Origin of the sequence: Aporhodopirellula aestuarii, from assembly GCF_023701485.1 — a bacterium.
GTDB lineage: Bacteria > Planctomycetota > Planctomycetia > Pirellulales > Pirellulaceae > Rhodopirellula > Rhodopirellula aestuarii.
On the sequence record NZ_JAMQBK010000056.1, the window covers coordinates 1 to 21,429 of the forward strand.

At 54.5% G+C, this 21,429-nt stretch carries 16 protein-coding genes; 4 read left to right on the forward strand and 12 right to left on the reverse strand.

What is annotated here, in order from left to right; all coding sequences use genetic code 11:
* Positions 1-574 precede the first annotated feature (574 nt).
* Complete coding sequence (locus tag NB063_RS19675) at positions 575-2,257, reverse strand: FAD-dependent oxidoreductase (RefSeq protein ID WP_250930475.1); 1,683 nt, start codon at positions 2,255-2,257, stop codon at positions 575-577.
* A 154-nt stretch (positions 2,258-2,411) separates the two neighbouring features.
* Positions 2,412-3,773, reverse strand: a complete 1,362-nt coding sequence (locus NB063_RS19680; RefSeq protein WP_250930476.1) for a sulfatase family protein — start codon at positions 3,771-3,773, stop codon at positions 2,412-2,414.
* A 234-nt stretch (positions 3,774-4,007) separates the two neighbouring features.
* Between NB063_RS19680 and NB063_RS19685 the strand changes: the two genes are divergently transcribed.
* Positions 4,008-4,352 carry a hypothetical protein gene (locus NB063_RS19685; protein WP_250930477.1) on the forward strand — a complete coding sequence of 115 codons (345 nt, stop codon included), beginning with the start codon at positions 4,008-4,010 and terminating at the stop codon, positions 4,350-4,352.
* A gap of 48 nt (positions 4,353-4,400) precedes the next feature.
* Here NB063_RS19685 and NB063_RS19690 read toward each other — a convergent pair whose 3' ends face one another.
* The 7 genes from NB063_RS19690 to NB063_RS19715 all read right to left on the reverse strand — a co-directional run bounded on the left by NB063_RS19690 (position 4,401) and on the right by NB063_RS19715 (position 16,518).
* Positions 4,401-6,902 (reverse strand): right-handed parallel beta-helix repeat-containing protein, encoded by a 2,502-nt coding sequence (locus NB063_RS19690; protein ID WP_250930478.1) that lies wholly within the window; start codon positions 6,900-6,902, stop codon positions 4,401-4,403.
* A 585-nt stretch (positions 6,903-7,487) separates the two neighbouring features.
* On the reverse strand, positions 7,488-9,344 hold the full coding sequence (locus NB063_RS19695; protein WP_250930479.1) for a glycoside hydrolase family 97 protein: 1,857 nt from the start codon (positions 9,342-9,344) through the stop codon (positions 7,488-7,490).
* Positions 9,345-9,683: 339 nt separating this feature from the next.
* Entirely contained in the window at positions 9,684-9,806 is a 123-nt protein-coding gene (locus NB063_RS32300; RefSeq protein WP_261367479.1) for a hypothetical protein, read from the reverse strand.
* Positions 9,807-9,915: 109 nt separating this feature from the next.
* Entirely contained in the window at positions 9,916-11,349 is a 1,434-nt protein-coding gene (locus NB063_RS19700) for a sulfatase family protein (RefSeq protein ID WP_250930480.1), read from the reverse strand.
* A gap of 210 nt (positions 11,350-11,559) precedes the next feature.
* Entirely contained in the window at positions 11,560-14,343 is a 2,784-nt protein-coding gene (locus tag NB063_RS19705; RefSeq protein ID WP_250930481.1) for a GH116 family glycosyl-hydrolase, read from the reverse strand.
* Between the two features lie 816 nt (positions 14,344-15,159).
* Positions 15,160-16,086, reverse strand: coding sequence for a PP2C family protein-serine/threonine phosphatase (locus NB063_RS19710; RefSeq protein ID WP_250930482.1), 927 nt, complete (start codon positions 16,084-16,086; stop codon positions 15,160-15,162).
* 261 nt (positions 16,087-16,347) lie between these two features.
* On the reverse strand, positions 16,348-16,518 hold the full coding sequence (locus NB063_RS19715) for a hypothetical protein (RefSeq protein ID WP_250930483.1): 171 nt from the start codon (positions 16,516-16,518) through the stop codon (positions 16,348-16,350).
* 166 nt (positions 16,519-16,684) lie between these two features.
* On the opposite strand from NB063_RS19715, the gene NB063_RS19720 reads away from it, so the two are divergent.
* The 3 genes from NB063_RS19720 to NB063_RS19730 all read left to right on the forward strand — a co-directional run bounded on the left by NB063_RS19720 (position 16,685) and on the right by NB063_RS19730 (position 18,286).
* The gene (locus tag NB063_RS19720; RefSeq protein WP_250930484.1) at positions 16,685-16,870 is read left to right on the forward strand and encodes a hypothetical protein; all 186 of its coding nucleotides are present in this window, start codon (positions 16,685-16,687) and stop codon (positions 16,868-16,870) included.
* A 68-nt stretch (positions 16,871-16,938) separates the two neighbouring features.
* The gene (gene mscL, locus NB063_RS19725; protein ID WP_250930485.1) at positions 16,939-17,469 is read left to right on the forward strand and encodes a large conductance mechanosensitive channel protein MscL; all 531 of its coding nucleotides are present in this window, start codon (positions 16,939-16,941) and stop codon (positions 17,467-17,469) included.
* Between the two features lie 211 nt (positions 17,470-17,680).
* Positions 17,681-18,286, forward strand: a complete 606-nt coding sequence (locus NB063_RS19730) for a YdeI/OmpD-associated family protein (protein WP_250930486.1) — start codon at positions 17,681-17,683, stop codon at positions 18,284-18,286.
* Between the two features lie 310 nt (positions 18,287-18,596).
* On the opposite strand, the gene NB063_RS19735 is transcribed toward NB063_RS19730, so the two are convergent.
* From NB063_RS19735 to NB063_RS19745, 3 genes are read right to left on the reverse strand one after another with little or no spacing between them, the layout of a single operon-like run.
* Positions 18,597-20,132: a RecQ family ATP-dependent DNA helicase gene (locus NB063_RS19735; protein WP_250930487.1), complete on the reverse strand. Its 1,536-nt coding sequence runs from the start codon at positions 20,130-20,132 to the stop codon at positions 18,597-18,599.
* Positions 20,129-20,368 carry a hypothetical protein gene (locus NB063_RS19740; RefSeq protein ID WP_250930488.1) on the reverse strand — a complete coding sequence of 80 codons (240 nt, stop codon included), beginning with the start codon at positions 20,366-20,368 and terminating at the stop codon, positions 20,129-20,131. Before NB063_RS19740 ends, NB063_RS19735 begins: the two co-directional genes overlap by 4 nt.
* Positions 20,369-20,403: 35 nt before the next feature.
* Positions 20,404-20,877 carry a hypothetical protein gene (locus NB063_RS19745; RefSeq protein WP_250930489.1) on the reverse strand — a complete coding sequence of 158 codons (474 nt, stop codon included), beginning with the start codon at positions 20,875-20,877 and terminating at the stop codon, positions 20,404-20,406.
* Positions 20,878-21,429 lie beyond the last annotated feature (552 nt).

Genomic DNA, 21,429 nt, shown 5'->3' on the forward strand with positions numbered 1-21,429 from the left:
CAAGAGGCTAAAAGGAATGCCAAAGCCGACGCGGAATCGGAGTGAATCGGTAAGCAGGCACATAGAAGTGATTCGGTATAACGACAATTCCGCTGATCGTGATCGGTTCGGCGTAGGCCGGACCAAGGAGCCTAAGCGACGCAGTTCCGGCACGACTGAACAAGTGAATGCCGGAACTCGCAAAGCCTCGGTCCGGACCACAGTTCGCGGCAGTTTCGCCAGATGATCCCTGCACACCTGCTTAACGCCGAATTAGCTCCTAGAGATTCACCGAATGAGACCTGCTTAGTGACGCATCCGCGAATGAGTTATCGTTCAGCATGGTCGACGTCGGACAGCATTTAGCCTGCTTGTCTTCCGTCGGTTGCACGCGAACTGTGCGAGTTCGACATGAACCGTTGGGATTGCCCACGAGAGTGGACGATAAATCGATCTCAACGAAAAAGGCCACTGTGAAGTAGAAGTCAGGCCGGATCCTACCGGCCGCTCTCGCTCGGACGTGCAAACGATTGACCCTATGAGCAAACCACCGCTGCTTTTGTTGCACTCAAATCTCAGCCGGTGGGAACTGGCCCTACGGTTGCTCTCGTGGGTCTGGCAACCGCTGCGACTTTTCCAAAATTTGCTTGTCAGCCTGAAGTCTCGCTCGCAATTTCTTGTAGTCGACCGCTTGCACACTCGTCTCATCATCCATCGCGATACAAGCTGCCGCTGCGCCACTTTGTGCCAAAATCATGAAGATGGGCTCCATCCGAATCGAACCGTACGCCACGTGAGAACAGGATGCCGCAACAGGAACGATTAAGTTACTCGCTTCCTCCTTCTTGGGGACAATCACATCGTAGGGGATCCTGTAATCTCCGACATGGACGCCCACATCGCCCTCATTTTGAACATAGCCATCCGAATCGATGAAACGCTGGATGTTGTGGGAATCGATCCCATAGGATCCCATCCCGATCGACTTTTCCGTTTTGGATTTCAGATCGCCTAACAAGTCATGCTCGGTAATCACGTACTGTCCGACCATTCGCCGTGCCTCACGGACATACAGCTGATGTGACCAATTGCCGTTGTCGACAAATTCATCCTTGGGCAAACCCCATTCCTGCATTGCCTTCTGTAGCTGTTTCGGGACTCGGGGGTCGTGACTGATGAAATACAGCATGCCTAGCTGATAGGTCTTGTGCTCTTCGATGATTTCCTTCCGTCGCTCGTAACTGGCTTCCGGGTAATCCCAGTTCATGCCGAGGTTGTCGAAACTAAACGGCCCATGATTGTTGGTGTCTGTTTTATTGTTGGGAACGGGATCAAATTTATGGAACACATACATCGGATCCATGACCTCAAAGATCCGCAGCAATAACTCATATTGCTCAGGGTCGTAATTTTGGGGCTTCGGAAACGTGATGCGATTGCCGGGATCGTTGGTCAGGCACATCCGAAAACAGTATGCCTGCACCTTGTCGTCCCCGGTTCCGTTGGGTGGAAGTGCTTCGGTCGATATCCGAGCCAAGACGCCGCTCGACGGATCTCCCTTCACTTTGTAGGGAGAGACATTGAGCCCCTGGAAATGATGTTGGTGATGGAAGACACCTTGTTGCACTCCATTCCATTTTTCGCCATACACCGAATTCGCTTCCCGACCCACGTGATAACTCACGCCGGCGGCCGCCAGCAAATCGCCTTCGTAAGTCGCATCGATAAAGACCTTTCCTCTAAAAACTTTGCCGCTCAATGTGGTGATCGATTGGATACGTCCCGCATCTTTTGCGACGCCGTGTTCGCGGTCGAGCCACTCGTCGCGGAAGACAGGTAGGTTGTTTTCCGAGATAAACTGATCGAAGATCGCTTCCGCGACATGCGGTTCAAATACCCATCGGGTGTTTTCGCCTTTCCACATTTTCCGCCAGCCGATGTTCTTTTGATGAAACGCATCAGGCGTTTCCCGAGTCCAGGCTTCTGGATTTTCGTAGTGCTGATAAACCTTTTCATAGAACTCACGTGCCAGACCGCCGACTGTTAACCGATTACCGATGTCCGTGAACCCAAGTCCGCCAGAAGAAAGCCCACCAAGATGCTTGTCCGGCGAGACAATCACCACCGACTTTCCCATCCGATGACACTGAACCGCAGCGATGACGGCAGCCGACGTACCGCCGTAGATAACGACATCATGTTCGAGAGTTTGTTCGGAAGACCAACCTGGCCGCGCCGTGAGAACGAAACACAGTACACACAGAATTAAATATTTCATCGTTTCAGAACCTTCCGATTGATAAGTTGATTTAAGTAGGCCGGCTCCTACCGGCCGCTCTCATTTCGGCGTGCAGACAATTTACCCTACGAGAAATCCGTCGATGGATTGGTTGCAATCAAATTTTGACTCTTCGGAACCGGACCTTCTCTTGCTATTTCCGTCGTCGTGAATTTTCGCCGATCTGGTCGTGGTAGCCGATGTCCTGCTTGGCGAACTCGAGTTGGTTCATGAGTTCCTCGACAACTTCCGGGTGCGTCTTGGCCACATTGGTGGATTCGCCGATGTCTTCATCGAGGTTGTAGAGCGTGGGCTCCTCGATGTACGGCCGGTCCTGCTCTGGAACATGAGCCTGCCATGTCGTTCCTTCTTTCGTGCGATCGAGTTTGGAGTGAGGCAGATGCAGCTTCCATTTCCCCTGCCTTACCGCTCGCAACGCCTGGTGTTGGTAGAAAAAGAAGGAACGATCGAGTTCCGCTTTTGTGCCGTGAATGATTTCAGATAGATCGACACCATCAATCACCCGGTCATCCGGAACCTCGGCGCCCGCCAGCTTTGCGATCGTTGGAAGCATATCGATGTTCGCGGCGACAAGATCGGAGGTGCTGCCGGCGGGCACTTTGCCTGGTGCCCGAATGATGAAGGGAACTCGAAACCCATCGTCATAGGTGCTGGTTTTGGCGCTGCGCAGCGGTTCACAGTGACCGGCTTGATCTCCCTGTATCCACCACGGACCGTTGTCACTGGTGAAGATCACATAGGTGTTTTGATCGAGCCCGAGTTGGTTGATGTGGCCAAGCAGTCGGCCGACGTTGTGATCAATCTCTTCGATGACGTTCCCGTAGAGTCCTCCCCCTGACTTGCCTTTAAACTTTCGAGAAACAGCCAGCTTGGCATGAGGCATGACGTGAGCGAGGTATAGGAAGAACGGTTGATCCTTGTTCTCCGTTAAAAACTCGATTGCCTTGTCGGTGTAGAGCGTTGTGAGCTGTGACCGGTCAGGCTTCGCAATCGTGATCCTTGCTCCTTCGCGGATCGGGCCGTCGCGGCTGGTCTCAGTCCAGAAAGAATAGTCGAACCCCTGATTGCCTGGATTCAGTTCGATCTGGAATGTCGGTTTGCGTCCCGCCAGATCCCACTTGCCGATCATTGCCGTCTGATAGCCCAACGGCTTGAGAATCTCCGGGATGGTAATTTCGCTGAGCGCAAGGGCAGGATGAGGCATCGTGACGTCGTCGTCCTGATGCCTCTGTGTTCTCATCGGGTAGCAGCCCGTCAACAGCGCGGCGCGAGACGGGCCGCAGACGGTTTGCGCGTAAAAACTGGTGAACCGCATGCCTTCCTTCGCCATCCGGTCGATGTGCGGCGTTTTGATATCCGGTGAACCGTAGCACCCGAGGTCCTGATACCCCTGGTCGTCGGTGAAGATGATCACAAAGTTGGGCTGCTCCGCTGCAAACGTTAGCGTCGACAGCAGGCACAGACTCAGCACAGAAACGAGTGGAGTTGGTCTCATGGATTTACTTTGGAGGTGATCTGGAGTGTTTGATGTTTCCGGATGTTTTTGTTCCATCCTTAGCTGGACAGCGCCACTTCCCACGTAGCTCGGTCTCTCGGGACGTCGATTGTATTAGTGAAGGATTTCAAATGTAGCGGAACGGCGCGAGCCGTCCGGTGACTCGGGACCGGACGGCTTGCGCCGTTCCGCTAAAAAAGGCACTAAAACAATCAACGTCCCCCGAGACCGAGAATGTCCGGCGTCACCCGCTTCCGGAGCCTAGGAGAGGTTCCGCTACGCGAACGTCGAAAATTCCAATACGTCCGCCAGAAAGTGGCGCTGTCCAGTTATTTTGCATCCGACGCTATCCCCATTGAGGAATCGATGATTTCATTCTGCATCCGCTCATCTACCCTTCACCGGGCAACCCGAAGAAATAGCGTGCGGGTCAGTAAACGTCATCCCTTCCGCCGCCATGAAATCGAGACGCGGCGTCGCACACAGTCCACGTTTCGGATTGAGCGTCTGTATTTCCCCATAGCCAAGGTCATCCGCATCGATGAACACAACATCACGTCTAGCATTCGCATCCGCTGACATTCGCGCCGGCGAGCGTTGTTGCGGCACAAACCAACATCTACACTTTCATGGCGATATCTTTCCGACTTTGAATTCAAACCGGTGCAGTTGCTGACCTCGCCACACGGCAACCTGATGTTTGCCTTCACTCAATCGCTTGATGGTTCTTGCAAATCTTGTGTGAGCTACTCTTTGGCCATCGATTTCCAAAACCACATCATCACTCTCAAACCCATATTGCGCCATCAGACTCGACGTCTCCACATCGACCAAGAGAACACCACGCAGTGAATCCATTCCCGTGGCAGTCAGTTCGGCCTGTGTATCGAGCGACTTGTATTCCGCCCCGAGAACCTTGAGATTAGTCCGGACGGCGGCTTCGTTGTTGTCCACGTGACCGGGCAGTACGATAGGCGGTTCGTCCACCATCGCTTTTAAACGAGCAGAGACCACGCCGAATCCCTTCATCGGAAAATTCTTGAATCCGAGTGCCAGCGCCGGAGAATCATCAGCCACTGAAAAGTCGCCTGCGCCCGGATTCACAAACTGCGCATTCCCGTAAAGGCTGTCCGAATCGTCGCCTGTCCGGATCTGTGCCCGTACCCAGGGTGCCGCGCCCTCACTGGCGGGATTGTGCATCAGATTCTTGTTTCGAGAACCACCCCAAAGCTTTGAGTTGGAAGCGGAATAGCCTTCACCCCAAAGAATATTGTATTCAAAGACATCCAGTGTCGGTTTGGGATACGGGACGTTGCAGGTGTAACCTTTACCCAAAACGACGTTGTTTCCGACAATCCGCTTATATCCTTCGCGAGTTTTCAAGCCGCCGGAAAGACAAACGTTGTTGTAAATTTCGTAGTTGGTGGATCCGTCATCCAAATCGATATCCCAGCCGTGATCGCATTGCATCCGGTTGTGACGCAGCGTCGTCGTCTGATAGGCGTCCCAGAATGGCGAGTTCGGATCGTCCTCAATCCAATAGCTGATCAGTGGCTTGCCGCTTTTGTCCTTGTGCTTCGGACCGGACGGCCCGGCCTGATGCCAATAGCGGTCGCGTCCCCAGGAATTAAACGCTCCGTGATCATGGGTCTCCAGCACAGTCTCAAAACAATCGTTCCACTCAATCACGTGGCCGCCCCATGTGCCATCGCAGATATTGATTGCCGCCCGCGGCGTATCGAAGACGGTATTGTGACGCACCTTAATCCGGGACGACATCGAGACGTTGACTCCAGCACTCTGCTTTTCGATCCGACCGCAGCGCATCATGAGATTGTCTTCCACTAGGCAGTCTGCCGGGTACTCGTCCGTTTTGGGACCGATTTCCCGATCAACGCTGTCGAGCGGATGCGGCATGGTTAAATAGCTGAACCGGGGCGACCGCACCGCGGCAAACGATCCGACAAAGTTCACGTCGCTTGCGCCATTATTTTTAAACAGGTTTCCGCGAATGACAGCATGACGGTTGTAACCATCAACAAACACTGCGTTCCCGCCGAGTTCTTCGAAATCGCAGTTTTCGATAACGATATGTTCTGTTCCACGAAGATGGACGGCACCGCCGCGATAGATAGCCCAGTCGCTTTGCAGCAAAGGCTCCCGGGTATCCATAAAAGTGCGACGAGCTCCGCGGAATCGCAGGCCCTCCAACTCAATCCACTGAACCGCCTTCACTGTTTCCGGCATTTCCAGCATCAAGTCGGGTATTTGATTGCCGGGACCAGGAATTCTGATGGTGGCAACGGGTTGCTTCTGATCCCCGTAGATCTCAACCAGATGGCGCAAACGCACGACCTCAACAACAGCCGTTGCAAGGTCGGTTGAGGCTGCAGGCAGATAGTACAGGGTGCTTGAATCCGCATCATGAAACCACTCCCCAGGCGTATCTAACTCCTCAAAGACATTTTCAACCATCCGCTGGCTCGCGTGCATACCCATTTGGCGGTTATTTTGCCAACCGCCTTCATAGGTCACCTCGCCCTTGGCATTCTTGCCTGTGATGAGGTAGTGATACCCACCCCAGCGGGAACGGTGCATCGCGTGGATGTAACCGCCGGAGGGATCGCTCCAGTTCGCAGCATGTTGCTTGGAAAAGGCATCCGCGGCATAGCCCTGGTAGGCGTCCGTCTTCTTCGCGGCATCATAGTTCGGATAGCGTGCCATCGGCTGATTGATGCCATCAATGAACAACTGGTCGATATCCAGATCGGCCGGGGTCTTCGCCTGAAATATTCCGTTCCTATACGGCCGCCAGTCGAGATCCAGTTTCAACCCGCCGCTTAGCACCGCTCCGCCCCGGTTCTCCGCGCGGTAGAAGACCGGATGTTTTTCAGAACCAGAGTCTTCGGGAGTCAATACCAGCGTTTCGGGCAAATAATAGATCCCGTCAGCAAGGGTAACCGTGCAAGTTTCTTTCCCCAGTTTTCTCGAAACACGCAACGCATCCCGGGCTGCGGCAATCGTGGCAAGCGGCGCATGCTTGCTCCCATCGTTCGAATCGCTCCCGTCTGGAGCCACATGAATTTCTGCTGCCATTGCGTTGGATACCAGCGCCAGCATTCCGAACATTGCCAACCCTGAGCAATGGCGAAGGGTCCCCCCCAGTCGCTGAGTGTTAATCAATAGCTGCGTTCTCATTCTCGTCATCGTAATCTCTCAAAAAACAAATCCGTCCGTCACCAATACCGAGTTCCGAAACGATCGTCTGAGCGAGCATTACGGGTAGGACCTCGTCGAGCAAATGAATCGGTTATCCGTCAAACGATTCGAAGACCTCACACTCATGGAGGTTACCAGTGACGAAAATCGCGGACGCTCTCTCTTGCACTGCATCGAGCGATCCGCCGGGTGGAACGTCGATTGTTTAAGTGCCTTTTTTAGCGGAACGGCGCGAGCCGTCCGGTCCCGAGTCACCGGACGGCTCGCGCCGTTTCGCTACTTTTGAAATCCTTCCGTAATACAATCGACGTCCCTACCGGTGGAGAGCTTTTTTAACAACCGCCAAAAAGTTGCCGGCATTCATCAATGGAATCACCCGAATCAGTTCAGGTGATCTCGTTATCGTCCTCATGCCAGCTCAAGGCATAAGGACCAGCAGAATAGTTCAAAGCCGTTTGACCAAGACGCCGTGGCCACCTGGGAAACTCAGTGAGCTCACTCCGTTGCGTTCGGGGTCGGCGAAATCATGATCGCGCACCCGCTCCCGGAACTCATGGTGGCGGTCAATGAACTGCTCGACGTGACCGCACGCGATTCGATCGTGACCAGCTTTTTGTCCTCGGGGTTCTCGGCATAAATCTTCGCCGTGAACTCTCCCGGGCCGAGGAAGTCCAACGGGATGTCGAGGCTTCGCGGTTCGTTGACAATCGTTCCGACAAACCAACGTTCGCCTTTCTTGCGGGCCACGGTCATGTGGCTGCCGATCGATCCATTGACCACTTTCGAATCATCCCATGTCGTCGGCATCTCCTTCCAAAACTCCAGCTCCGGATAGGAACGTCCGGCATAGCGATCGGCTTGGTCGTACCAGTGCAGGTATTGCAGCGGGCTGTAAAACACGACTCCCAGAGCCAGCTGGAAGGAGCGGCTCACCACGCGACCATTGAGATAGCAGGGGGTGTAATCACCGGCTCCGGCAATCATCCTGGCAAAGGAGGTAGTCAACACGTTCTTCGGTGGGTTGCCTCGTTCCGGCAGTTCCTCATTGCCCAGAATTCCTTCGACCGTCAAAACATGAGGGTAGGTTCTTTCGATCCCGGTTAGCCGAAAGTTGTCATGGATGTCGACGACCAGATTGTATTTTGCGGCCGTCTTGATCGAGGCGAACAAGAACTCCATGTCGGACTGGCTTCTCCAATCGACGAAGCCGAACTTCACACCACGGATGCCCCATTGATGGTAAGTGCGAAACGTCTTGTCCAGATCGTATCGCGACATCGCAATCTTGTTGATGTAGCAGATCAGGCCGATTCCGTGTTCGTCCGCGTAGCGAATCGTCTCCGGCATGTCGATGGAATCGATAACCGTCAGCGGGTTGGAATCGGCCGCCCGCTCCGGTCCATACCAGCCCGCGTCATAGTGCACGTATTGGTAGTTGTTGGCGGCGGCGTAATCGATGATCGCCTTGGCTGCGTCAGTCGCGAGATTGCTTCGCCAGACCTTGCCGGGTTTGATCCAAGACGTGTCATCGAGTGCACTCGGTTCCGAAAGGTTTTGCAGCAGGTAGTGGTGTTCGACCAGCGTGCCGGGATGGTCGGCAACCATAACCACTCGCCATGGAGTGGTGAGAGAATCTGTGGCCGACACGGTTCCGCTTCGAAATCGAGTGACCAACTGCAGCTCACCGGATCGATTCAGCATCATCGGTGCGTAGTGTTCGAGACTCCCCGCTTCGGCGATCGCCACAAAATGCGATCCAGTTTCCAGCAATAGGGGTCGGATCGCTTGGTCCGGCATCTCGGACAGACGCACTTTGGAATACTCCGCCTGCGGATAGTCATCCCAGTAGACCAAGTGATCGTCGGTGAATTGGAACCGACTGTCTTCCGAACGGAGTTTAATTTTTGCGATGCCCTCCTGCGCTGGAATCATGTAACGAAAGGCAACGCCTTCATCGTAAGCCCGGAAGGTGAGATCGAGTCTTCGCTTCTTGCCGGATGCTTCCCGAAGTTGCACGACGCACTCGTTGTAGGCATCCGGGTAGGAACTCCTGGAACCGACCACGGGGACCCAACTGTCATTCTGTGACTTGGTCTGGGTATTCTCGACCACGAACCGGTCGCTGAAGCCTTCGCCATCGAGGTCCAACGATAGACCCGAATCGGAAAGGATGGCCGTTCCTTGGTAGGAGACGCTGTAGTGCGGCACTCCCTCCAGAAGTGAAAACTGAATCGCGTGGTTTCCGGACGGAGAAGTGACCTTCACTTCCGCTGCCGACACGCCGCGGTCGGGCGTCGTAAGCATCAACGAACAGAGAATCAAGAAGGGCGGCAGCTTGAGTATCGAGGTCATCGTGGGCTGGTTCCAGTTGCTAGAATCTGTCAGAGAAATGCGGTAGGGATACGAGTATGTTTGTTTGTGACACCATTCTTTCGGCACGCTGGCGAAATCCGAGTCATTGAACAGCTTATCCTGCTCGGGCGGGTCTTGCGAGACTTTTCGACCATCTCGCCCGGAAGCTCTTACTCTCCGTCGCCCGGTACTCGACAGGAAAGCTTTTTCCCCGTCATGCCGACTTGATGCTCGTTATTGGACGGGTCTTGTGCAACGGAGCCGTCGCCGGATCATCACCGATGGAGTCGATTATCGAGACCGCCCCCGTCCCGCCCCTGTTTGACTTCCCTCACGAGGCTAGAAACTTGAGGTGGTGACCAGATCATCCGCAAAGATCAGAACGATATTGGGGTGGTTCGAATCAGCCTGACAGGTCGCTGCAGCGAAAAAGGCAGCGGCGAAAACGAGAGTAGCCTTCATTCGATTTCTTCCGTCTCGTTCTTAATCCTCATGGTTTCTTTCTGCCAACTTGAACGCGGGTCAGCAGCTCGCCATTCTTCTCGGTTTCCGAGACAAATCCGCCTCACGCTCATCCAGCCTTCTTAAGACTCAGCGGCTTAGGATTCTCAACATTCCCCGCCGGTCGAACATTGATGTTCATCTCTCGTTCAAAATCCTCCATTGCCTTCTTAAGTTGTTGGACGATTTCAGGATGCTCTGCGGCGAGGTTCTTCTTCTCCCCGATATCTTCTTCCAAATGGAAGAGCGATTCTTTTCCATCTACGATCCGCAGCTTCCAGGACTTCCATCGAACCGCTTCCAGTTCGCCCCAGTGGGCATAAAAGAAATATTCATGTGGACTCTCCGCCCCGTCGACCAACGTCGGGAGAATATCTTTGCCGTCGATGACCAAGCTCTCAGGCAGTTTGGCTCCGGCAAGTCTGGCAAAGGTCGGCAGCATGTCCATGGTGGTCATCAGCTTATCGTTCACACTGCCGGCTGGAATTTCCTTCGGCCAGCGAATGACGGTGGGCATGCGTTGTCCTCCCTCGAGTGTACTCCCCTTTCTTCCGCTCAAGGGTTTCGCCGAACCTTTTGCAGGCCCGTTGTCACTGGTAAACAACACGATCGTGTTTTCATCGATACCGTTGTCCTTGAGCGTCTTTAGAATCTGTCCGACTGACCAATCAATTTCATAGATTGCCGCAGAGAATATTCCTGCCTTGCCCTTGCCCAATTCGGTTCGCAATTGGGCATACTCCTTCTTCATTTCAGGCGAAGCCGCCAGTGGACCGTGCGGCAGCGGGTGCGCCACATAGAGGAAAAAGTTTTCATCCTTGTTCGCTTCGATGAACTTGACGGCACGTTCCGTGACTCGCCGCGTCAGGTAATCCGCGTCGGGGTCCAGCTCAATGACGGTCTCGCCTTCGAGCAACGGCAACGGTGGAAACTGGAACACTTTGTTTCTCGGGTGTTGTGGATGGATATCGTGGCTGTAGGGAATCCCAAAGTATTCTTCAAAGCCCTGGCGTGTCGGCAGGAACTCGGGCTGGTCACCCAAATGCCACTTGCCGAACATGCCGGTTTTATAGCCAGCGGATTGAGCCACCTCGGCAATCGTTAGCTCCTTCGGATTCAGTCCCCGTCCATCACCCGCTAAACAAACCGGAAATCTTCTTCCCGGAGGGATATTCGGTAAGTCGACCGCGATGCTGGACGGCACATCCATGTCGATCCGCGCCGGATAGCAGCCCGTCATGAGCGCCGCACGGGACGGCGTGCAAAGTGGGGCAGCCACATAAAAACTTGTCAGCCTCGCTCCCTCCTGCGCCATCCGATCAATATTCGGAGTCAACACATGTGTTCCACCGAAACAGCTCAAGTCCGCATAGCCCTGGTCATCCGTAAAGATGATGACCAAGTTGGGCGTGTTCTGCTGAGCCGAAGCGACGTCGGTTGCGAAACCGAACAAGAGCACCAGAATGGTTGCACACTGAATTGTTTTTAGATCGACTTGCTTCATTTTTCGTGTTTCCTGGACCTGACTCTTATACCTGGTGTTGTTCATTCGTTTTGGCCAGCTTCTCGATTGGATTACCGAGGGATTTCAAATGGAGAGGAACGGCGCGAACCATTCGTTTCCGCGTTACCGGACGGCTCGCGCCGTTCCGCTAAAAAGATCACTGTCCCACGGAAGCAATAGCGGGCGTTCGGGAAGTTTTTTTTCAAATCGTCACGACAGCTTCACTTGCAAGGTTTGGCCCGCGGAGAGGTCGAGGCTCTTTGCAAACGTGATGACCGCGCGTTCAGGTTGAAATTGTGATTGAGCTTCGATGTCACGACCATTCACGGTTGTTTTCGCCTTGGTCACTTTTGCATTGGTCGCCGTATCAAGAGTCAACTCCTTCAACGATAGCTTGCCGTAGCGTAATTCAATCGTGTTGTCCTGCCTGCCGCCTTCGATGGTCTGGCTAAAGCGGCCCCATCCTTCCGCCGTCGTAAAGGCGGCTCGGAAATTCTCTTGCTGCATGCGAGGTCCAAAGCCGAGCTTGCCTTCCGGTCCATCGTAGCGGTATCCGCACATGGCCATGAACGCACTGTAGCTTGCCAGGGCTCGAGAGTAATGGTCGCCGCATTCGACTTCGTTGTACGGGTTGCGGTCTTTTGGCAGATAGCGATCGTAGATGGCTTTGCCGATCGCGAGTCCCTCTTCAAGCATTCCCTCCCAAATCATGGTGGCGGAAACTTGCCACTCAAACCCTGACATACACTCGTTGAAATAGCGATGGAAATTTGTCTTCTGAGCATTCTCTTTGCCGTGCGGGAAGGTGCACATGATCAGCCCCGCATCTCCTTCAGCAGCGAACCAACGCCCGCTGCGTTCCACCGCTCGGAAATCGCCCACGTTCGGCGAGAAGTTGTACTTCCAAAGAGACGCCAGTGCCTTGCGGGCCTTGTCTTGAGGCAGAACCGGATCCAGCCCCAGGTTCCGCAACCAGAACTCGCCAAGCACCTGGTCGATGTGGCAGCCCGTCGTTGAGCCGATCGTCTGTTCCGGCTTTCGTTCTGGGATGTGTACAAAGTGGCCGAAGTCTTCGTTCCACAACAAGTCGACCATGGAGGCAGCCCCCTTGGCGACAAGCGACTCATACCGCTCAGCCGCCTTGGGCTGGTCCATCTGCCTCGCCATTTGGGCGGATGCTTTGAGAGCAGCGTGATAGAGATTAATCAGCCAATGAATCTTGCCGTTCCAGGCTTTATCGAGCGTGTTGTGCTGATCTCCGGACAGCAGTCCGTCTTGGTCCTTGTCCCATCGTTTGATGACGTAGTCCATCGTCAACCGGGTCCGCTCCCAGATGCTTTCGAGGAACCGGTAATCGGTCGTCATCTGGCTTTCGCGAAGGACTCGCAAAATGGTCCCGCACTGACCGTCGACCGCCTCGCGGAAGGTCTTCGTCGAACAGCGGAAGTTCATCGCTCCGCTGTCGTCCTTGAAACTCAACCCAAAGTCGACTTTGTCTCGACACTCGCGTTCGATGACCGGGAACAGCCGTGCCAAACCTTGGGCATAGTGCCAAACATGAGTGCAGTTACCCTCACAACAGGTCACGCCTTCGTCGAGCGCATACCGACCGTCCTGCAACGCCAAACGTTGAGCGAGTTGGGTTTGCATGCAGTCAATCGGAATGAAGGATCGCTCCAGGAACCAGTACGGCAAGGTCGAGTCGTACCAGGTATCGACCCAGGTCTGTGTCGTGTCCCGCAATTCCTTTTCGCGTGCAGCGACGGTAGCAGCTGAATCACTCGCGCTGGGCCACTGGGTGGAGTAATAGTTGACGTCTCGGGTCCATTCCTTGCGTCCAAATCCGGTGACATGTCGTGCGTTTGGAAAACGCCATGAGAGCGTGAACGCGATGGTCTTGCTCTCGCCTGGTTGCACCTTGACGCTGCGTCCCATCGAAACAAATGCTTGATCGCTGAAAGGGCGCTGCTGTATTTCTCTAGAAGTTTCGTTGGATGGCTGCGCGTCAAACAGATCTGTCGCCCCCGGCAGGGACCGCATCGTGTCGACCAGATCCGGTTTGGCATCCCCCAGTAGTCCCATCGCGACCGCCCCAAAATCATTAGCGAGGGCGAAGGGCGTTGCCACGTTCTCGCTAACACTTTCGCCACTCGCACCATCAATACCGAGGGGCTTCGCCCAGCACTCCACGACCGACAGTCCTTCTAGCTCGCGATACTGACTTTGCCGCACGCCGTTGTCGTTCTCTTTCCCAGTGCGATAGTTGGAGAAGTTTTCGATCCAACCTGCGATCGCCACTTCTTGCTGCTGGTCCGACGTGTTTTCGATCGTGTACCGCATCACAATCACCGGATAACTGGAATCGTCACGATTCAATGGGATGAACGGCGTGTACGCTTCCAGCTCGACGTTCACAGGGCAGTCCGCGTCAGCATACGTCACGTTCCCCATGGGGTACTGGTTTGTGAAGCGGATGTCGCGGAAGCCATTGGAATCCAGAGTGAAGATACGCTTGTTGTCGCTGGAACCAACCTGCAAAGCGAAGCCCTGGTCCATGGGGCTGTGGGGAGTATCAGGCTTTAGATACTTGTACCCTTTCCCGATGTCCTCCCACTTCATGTCGGGCTCGCCGTCCAAATTCCAATACCAGAGTCGACCGTCGCCTCCCAGGTAGACTTGCCCCGTGGCAATTCCACTCACGGGCATGCCGATGAATTTCAATTCTTTACCGGATGCGCTAAGTGCCTTTCCTCTGGCGTACAGACTATCGATCCATTCCTTGCTGAGCTTCTTGTCAGCGGGAACGATGTGCTCGAAGTCGTCTTTGGTGAACGGTCCCGCCATGACGGCGGATTGCCCGGCCAAAAGCATGCCGACTGTCAGACCGGAAGCTTTGATGAAATCGCGACGCCCAGCCGACGACGGAGTGCATGAACCGGTTCCGGAACAGCAAGACGTATTGGGCACCGCCTCAGTTGTTGATTCTTTTTTCATTGATCATTTCTATTTTCAAAATCATTGTCGAATGTAGCAATCATCGAGTTCTTCGCCGAACTGTTCTTGAGTTTTGATCATTCCGCAGCGATGAGAAAACTGCTCGAGCAGTCGCCGTTGGGCTGTTCCATGCCACATCAAAGTCGGCTCAATCGACGGGCCTGCCAACAGACGCAAAGTATAGCGTTTTGGTTTTTCGGCGCAGTTCGTTCAGCACCTCGGCGTGCTTCGAATCATCGAACACGTCGTTCTGCCTGGGTGGGATCTCACCAGATGTCGTCGAACTCTCCGACCACGAGCGTGTGTTCATAATACACGAAACACTTGCATCAAAGCGGAGAGTTATTTGACGTCTTCATATCACCGCACGCCCGTGTTTCGCGTAAATCTTCGAGTGTTCAACTCGGAGACAGATCGCCCCAGGACCGCGAGTGCGTCGTCTAACCCAAAATGATGAGTTGCTCGAACTGAAATGCTCGCGCCCTACCGCAAACCAATTTAGCGGTACGGCGCGAGCCGTCCGGTCTCACCCCAATTTTGAATGTCGGCAAAACACTTCCGCTTTCAGCTTTGCGCCGGGGTTGGGGCGTCCCGAAGTCGCACCTCACGTTTGTGCAAACATTGTTGAGAATTGCGAGTTCGTCCTCTGCCGCGATTGCTGTTGACATCCATTTCAATCGAGGGACGTTAATTGTTTGAGTGCATTTTCTAGCGGTACGGCGCGAGCCGTCCGGTCCCGAATCACCGGACGGATCGCGCCGTTTCGCTACATTTGAAATCCCGCGGTAATGAAACCAACGTCCCACGATTGAACGCTTAGCCGATGGTGGTATCGAACGCCCCAACCGACTGGTCGTCATCGCAATCGTTTGGTTGTTCAATTCGGCAGACAATCACTGAGATATTGTCCTTGCCCCCTGCACGGTTAGCCTCGTCTATCAAACGGCGACCGGCCTGCTCGCTGCTGTCAGCCGATGAAATGATCGAACCAATCATTTCGTCATCCAACATCCCGGTCAGCCCATCACTGCATAACAATAGAACGTCGTCGTGTTGTAGTTGGCACCGGACCGCTTCCGGACGCACTTGTTGATCACCACCGCCAACGCAGTTCCAGAGCACATGTCGCCAGTTTTTGAGAGCATCATCGTCGGGTGACATGCCGCCGGAATCAATCAACTTTTGAGCGATGGTATGGTCCGTCGTTAGCTGTTGAAGATGGCCATCGCGAAGCAGATAGCACCGACTGTCGCCGGCGTGGACGACGAACATCCGCGGCCACAACAGATAGGCCATCGTCACGGTGGTCCCCATGCGTCGCCCGTCGGATTCGCCCGCCGCCCAGATTTTCTTTTGCACCGATTTCAAGCAATCCGACAGTTCGTCTAGAAACTCTTGCTCGTCGTCAGCGGAGAGTTTTAGGAACCAATGCATCATATCGAGCACGTATTTCGCTGATGCTTCGACTGCCGTTTGACTAGCCTGCTCGCCGCCGTGGTGCCCACCCATTCCATCGGCGACGACCAAAAGACTGCCTTCCTGGCATCCAAACAGTTCTGCGTTTTGCTTTTCAGGAATGTCCGTTTGCCGAACGGTAAGCTGTCGCCGCAAATCGGCGACCAAGAAATGATCTTGGTTTTCCGAGCGTTTTTTGCCAACGTCGCTGGCACCGAAAATGTCAAAGCCATCAGTTCTCATCGGACGTCCCTCGTTCACGTACGCTAGTTTGAAAGTTTGAATCATTCGATAACTTCTCGACGTCTGCCCCGTGCACGATTGAGGCGACTGCGATCGGTGCCCACCGGAAGGCCAACCACATCGCTGATTACTTCGCACGCCAAATCGTCCTATTCACGCAGCACCAGAATCGACCGATGGCCTTCTGAAAATGTGTCGATCCATCTGCCTTGGTTACACTCCACCCAACGTCGGGATGAAGGCTCACTGCCTTGACGAGCTTCGTCGATCAACTCGTCACGTCGCAATCCTTGATTGCGTATCCGTTCAAGCGTTTTGAACCGGCACCGCGGTGACCTTTTCAAGCGGCTGGCCGCAACATTCCAGCCTCACCGAGCAATCTTTGCAGTCGCAACCCGCGGTGACGTGAATTTCGAACTGGCACTTTTTACAGCGGTACATGTCGCCGATCTGTGGGGCGGTTGCTTTAGTAGCCATTGGAGAACCTTAGAGGTTGCGTGGGGAGTATCTGATCCAAAGTACGCTCAGCAAATCATGTTCCGTCAGATGGTTGATACGACCATCGCGTTCCCGCACCGCAAAAGCACGGGTCGCGGCACAGCGTTTGCGTACCCGATCACTTCTCATCGACTTAGCCGCTACAATGCCCCCGATCGACATTCTACCGGTCACGAAAAAGAAAGTTCCGTTATTCGGCGGAATGGCTCGGCGGTACTCAATCAGTGGCAAACAGGCGAGATGCGCCGCTTGGAAGAAGGCGATCTGCGGTGACTTCTGCGTCGACACCAGCGGCGTTAACGCAGCCGCCGATGCACGCGATGCCGGCTAATCACATCGTCGCCGAATCGAGCCGCCTCCATACACCATTTTGATCTACTCGCGGGAAACCAATGAACAATGAGCATACTCAACGACTTCAAAAAATTTGCACTGCGTGGCAACATGATCGACTTGGCGATCGGCTTCACCGTCGGTGCCGCGTTCACGACCGTGGTCAAGTCACTGGTCAATGACATTATCATGCCGCCGATCGGTTTGTTGACCGGCAACGCTGACTTCAGTGATTTGTTCTGGACGATCGACCTACCCGACGGCGTCGAGCCACCGAGCGGCGGGTTCCAAACACTGCAAGCCGCCCAAGAAGCTGGAGCGGTCACGATCAACTACGGACAATTTCTGAACACTTGCCTTGCATTGTTCATCGTCGCAGTCGCCATGTTTGCCATCATCCGTTTTGTCAATCGCTTGGACGAACAACTCGACGAGGCGTTCGGCGACAAGCCACCTGAAGGCGAACCGACGGAGAAGAAATGCGACTTCTGCCGAACCGCGATCGCTTACCGCGCAACGCGATGCCCGAATTGCACGTCGCAATTGGACGTGCCCGCGAAAGTGAAGAACGATGCCAGCCTAGCGGGAAACCATTAAACAAAAGTCGTTGTAACCGTGGAGGGACGCTCGGCCGCTAGCCATTGGCGGCCCGCCCGACATTATCATGTCGACCGATTGTCCCGAGCTGATGCGAATCGCGTTCGCCCCCGGCGGCTGCGCGCCCATCACGGGCCACGTGCTGACTTGATCCAGCGGTACCCAAGCCAATGCGACGGGCTGAGCCGCCCGACAAAGAGAATCTGATTGAATGGTTAACCCTGATCCGACAAAAATCGTTGCTTTCCCGTTACCGAAGGATCTTCATCAATGGCTCGCGGCAAATCATGCCACCGAAAGCGAGCTGTGGGTCAAGATTTTCAAGAAGGGGAGCAAGGTTCCCAGCGTGACATGGAACGAAGTGGTTATCGAGACGCTGTGCTGGGGCTGGATCGACGGCGTGAAGAAATCACTTGACGATCGAGCTTATCTCCAGCGGATCACTCCTAGAAAACCCCAAAGCAATTGGTCGAAAAGAAACACCGAACATGTGGATCGTCTGATAGCGGAAGGGCGGATGGAAGAGCCCGGACTGGCACAGGTTGCTGCCGCGAAAGCGGACGGTCGCTGGGAAAATGCATACGCTCCAGCAAGCGAATTGCAGGTACCAGAGGATTTTGTCGCGGCGCTAAATAAAAAGCCCAAGGCGAAGCGTTTCTTTGCAACGCTAACCAAATCGAGCAGATACCTCATCTCGCACGGACTGACGACAGCCAAGAAACCCGAGACAAGGAAGAGAAGGTTTGACAAGTTTATGGACATGCTGGTCCGCGAAGAGAAACCTGACTTTGGCTTCTCGAAAGGCGAGAAAGCTTGATGAGGAGCTTCTGCGAACATCCAGTGGCTGAGTGCACTTCCTAGCGAAACCGCGCAAGCCGTCCGGTCCCACGTTACCGAACTCCACTTCGCTACGTACTCAGAACGTCGTCCACCGTCTGGCGACGGTAGCTACAGCAAACAGATACACGTGCTCTTCCTAGCGGAACGGCGCGAGCCGTCCGGTCCCGCGTTACCGAACTCCACGTAGCTACCTGCTTAAAACGTGGTCCACCTACAACAAACGGATACACGTGCTCTTCATAGCGGAACGGCGCAAGCCGTCCGGTCCCGCATTAATTAAATCAACATCAGGAAATGATTTCCGCGATTTCTCGTTTTTCGGCCTCAACCGCCTTTTCTACGCTGCGATTAATATCTGGCTCGCAAACGTCGCAGCGACAGTCTTCGAGATCGGCGGTGAGGTCATCGTCAAAGTGATTCAAGATCGCCGACCATCGACAGGAATGGCGTCCGGCAAACTCGACCATCTGTCGCAATGCAATCTGACGATCTTCAGCACGGCGGCGTGCGTCATCGGCGATTCGATCAGTGATGTCGCGACTGACCTCGCTAAGCAACAAACGCCATCGACCGCGTCCCGCCGGAGCGACGATTCCACGCGACGCGAGTTGCTGCAAACAGTTCTTGAGCGTTTGACGACCAAGAGCACTGATTTTGGTCAAGTCCGTCAGTGCGACGGTGCCGTCTTCCGAACCACATCGCTGAACGCCTTGGCACAAACAATGGTGGGCGGTTGCCAATTGCGACGAGTCAAGATGCCCGCCCGCGAACATTTTCAACACCCGCAAGTCATCCGCATCGAACATCAAGGTGCAGTTGGCGTTTTTACCATCACGTCCGGCTCGGCCGACCTCTTGGTAGTACGCTTCGATTGACCCCGGCAGCGTGTAATGAATCACTTGTCGAATGTCTGGCTTGTCGATACCAAGTCCGAATGCGTTGGTTGCAAACATGACCGCTGGCGGCCCGTCCATGAACGCGTTTTGCGAATCAAGCCGATCCTGTTTCTTCATTCGGCCATGGTAAACAAGCACCGGAGCATCCAAATTAGAGAATTTCTCGGCTAGTCGCTCGACATCCTTGATGGTGTTGCAGTAGACGATCGCTGGTTCATTACCGACCAACCCATCGTCATAGGTCAGCAAACGATGAAGCAGTTCGTCTTTGCTCGCTTCACTATCGCAGGCCTTCACCGCCAGACGTAAATTGGATCGGTAGGCAGAATTCGATACCGTGACCGGATTGATCAATTGCAAACACGAGATGATTTCGTCAACCGTTCGTGCAGACGCGGTAGCCGTCATCGCCAAGATCGGCGGATCGCCAAGTCGCTTTCGGGCGTATTGCAGACAAAGGTAGTCAGGCCGAAAGTCGTGCCCCCACTGACTCACGCAATGAGCCTCGTCGATGACAAACAGGTCGACACCGACCTCGGCGAGCAACTCGCATAGGTCAGTTTGCTGCAATTGCTCTGGTGTCGTGAACACAAATTCCGATCTGCCGGACCGCAAATCCTCGCGGAACGATTCGATTTGCTTCTTCGACTTCGAGCTGTTCAAGATAACAGCGTGAATGCCGTTCTCTTGAAGACTGGCCGCCTGATCCTCCGCCAACGATATCAGCGGACTCACCACGACAGTGACCCCGTCCAACTCCAAGCCGGGCAGTTGATAACAGAGACTTTTTCCCGACCCGGTCGGCATCAAGATCAACGTATCGCGACCGTCCATCGCGGCGCGACATGCCTTGGATTGGCCGGGACGAAATCGTTTGTATCCAAAGGATTGCTCGAGGCGCTCGCGAAGCTGCGACGTTTGGCTCATGAACGCAGCTTCCAACCAACGATGATCCCCAAACCGAAACACCAACACACGGCGACATCGGGTTTTTCGTGGGCGTATTGTTGCAAACGAGCAAGAATATCCTTCGCCGGCGTCGCCACCAAATGTTCAGCGGCGGCTTGTCCACGGCGTCCAACGGCTTCACCGACGCTGTGGTCGGGATCGGAGGTTGGTTGATTGGACGAACGGGACGGATGCGTGTGAGAGGAGTTTTCCATGGAATTGATTCTCGATAATGAAAGGTAGAAGTTGTTTAGCTGCGAAACCGTCTGGGCAGATACGACTGCAATGCTGGAGCTGGCGGTCGCGATCGGAAGTACGCGGCCGTGGCGAGCGCGCCTATCGCAATTCCGGCTACAAAAACCAGACCAGTCGTGGTGCCACGATGCTCATCCACCTCGTAGCGAACTCGCTCCAATGCCGACTGAACCGGCGGGGCCATCTGGCCAGTCAATCGTTCACCCAAGTGGCCCGCCCGTTGCAGAATCGAAGGTGCGGGGGCGTGTTCACGGACGACCGCCTGAATCTCGTCCTCGGAAGATTCGGTGTATTCACCTAGGAACTTTTCAAGCTCCATCACATCCCGCGGCAAAGTTTCTACGTCCCGAGAATCCAGGTGCGGCCACCGTTGGACGATCGCCGTCTTCACTCGGTCCCAAGGTTCGTCGGACCACGTTGGTTCAGCTGACTGCTTTTCGGCCACGGTGGTACTATTTGTATGGTTCATGTCGGCACTCCTGTGCTCATTTTCTCGATGAGCCGCGTCCGCCACACATGGCGGATAGATTCGCTTCATCGGTCTCAACCTGTTTAGCAACCGGTGTGCCAACGCTGATTTCTTTTGTTCCACGCCCCTCCCCACGCAAAACTCAGTTGGCGAGAACTCGTTGATTCACAAAGCTCTTTTCCAGGGCAGATCGCAGCGTCCACGCGATTCACGTCGATGTCGCCCGCTAGGTCGTGAACAGAATCCGAAGGTCGGTTGAGGTCCTCCTATCGACCGAAGCGACAGGTTTTCGCAGGACTGCGAATGGTCAACACAGCTAGCAAATGTCTCTAAAGCGAGCGAGCTGCCAGGGCTCTGCGCCGGCGAATCTGTTTCGAGATCGACGGATTCAGACGAACGAATGCAGATCACGCGTGCAGCCATTGCGACGATCGGGCGAACTTACCGCTTAGTCAGCGAGGGTTGGCCGTTGATCTAGTGGGGAGTCTCCTGCTGCGTCGTGGTGCCGTCGTAATCGCATGCGAAGATTTCAGTCAACGTCTTGCTCGCACT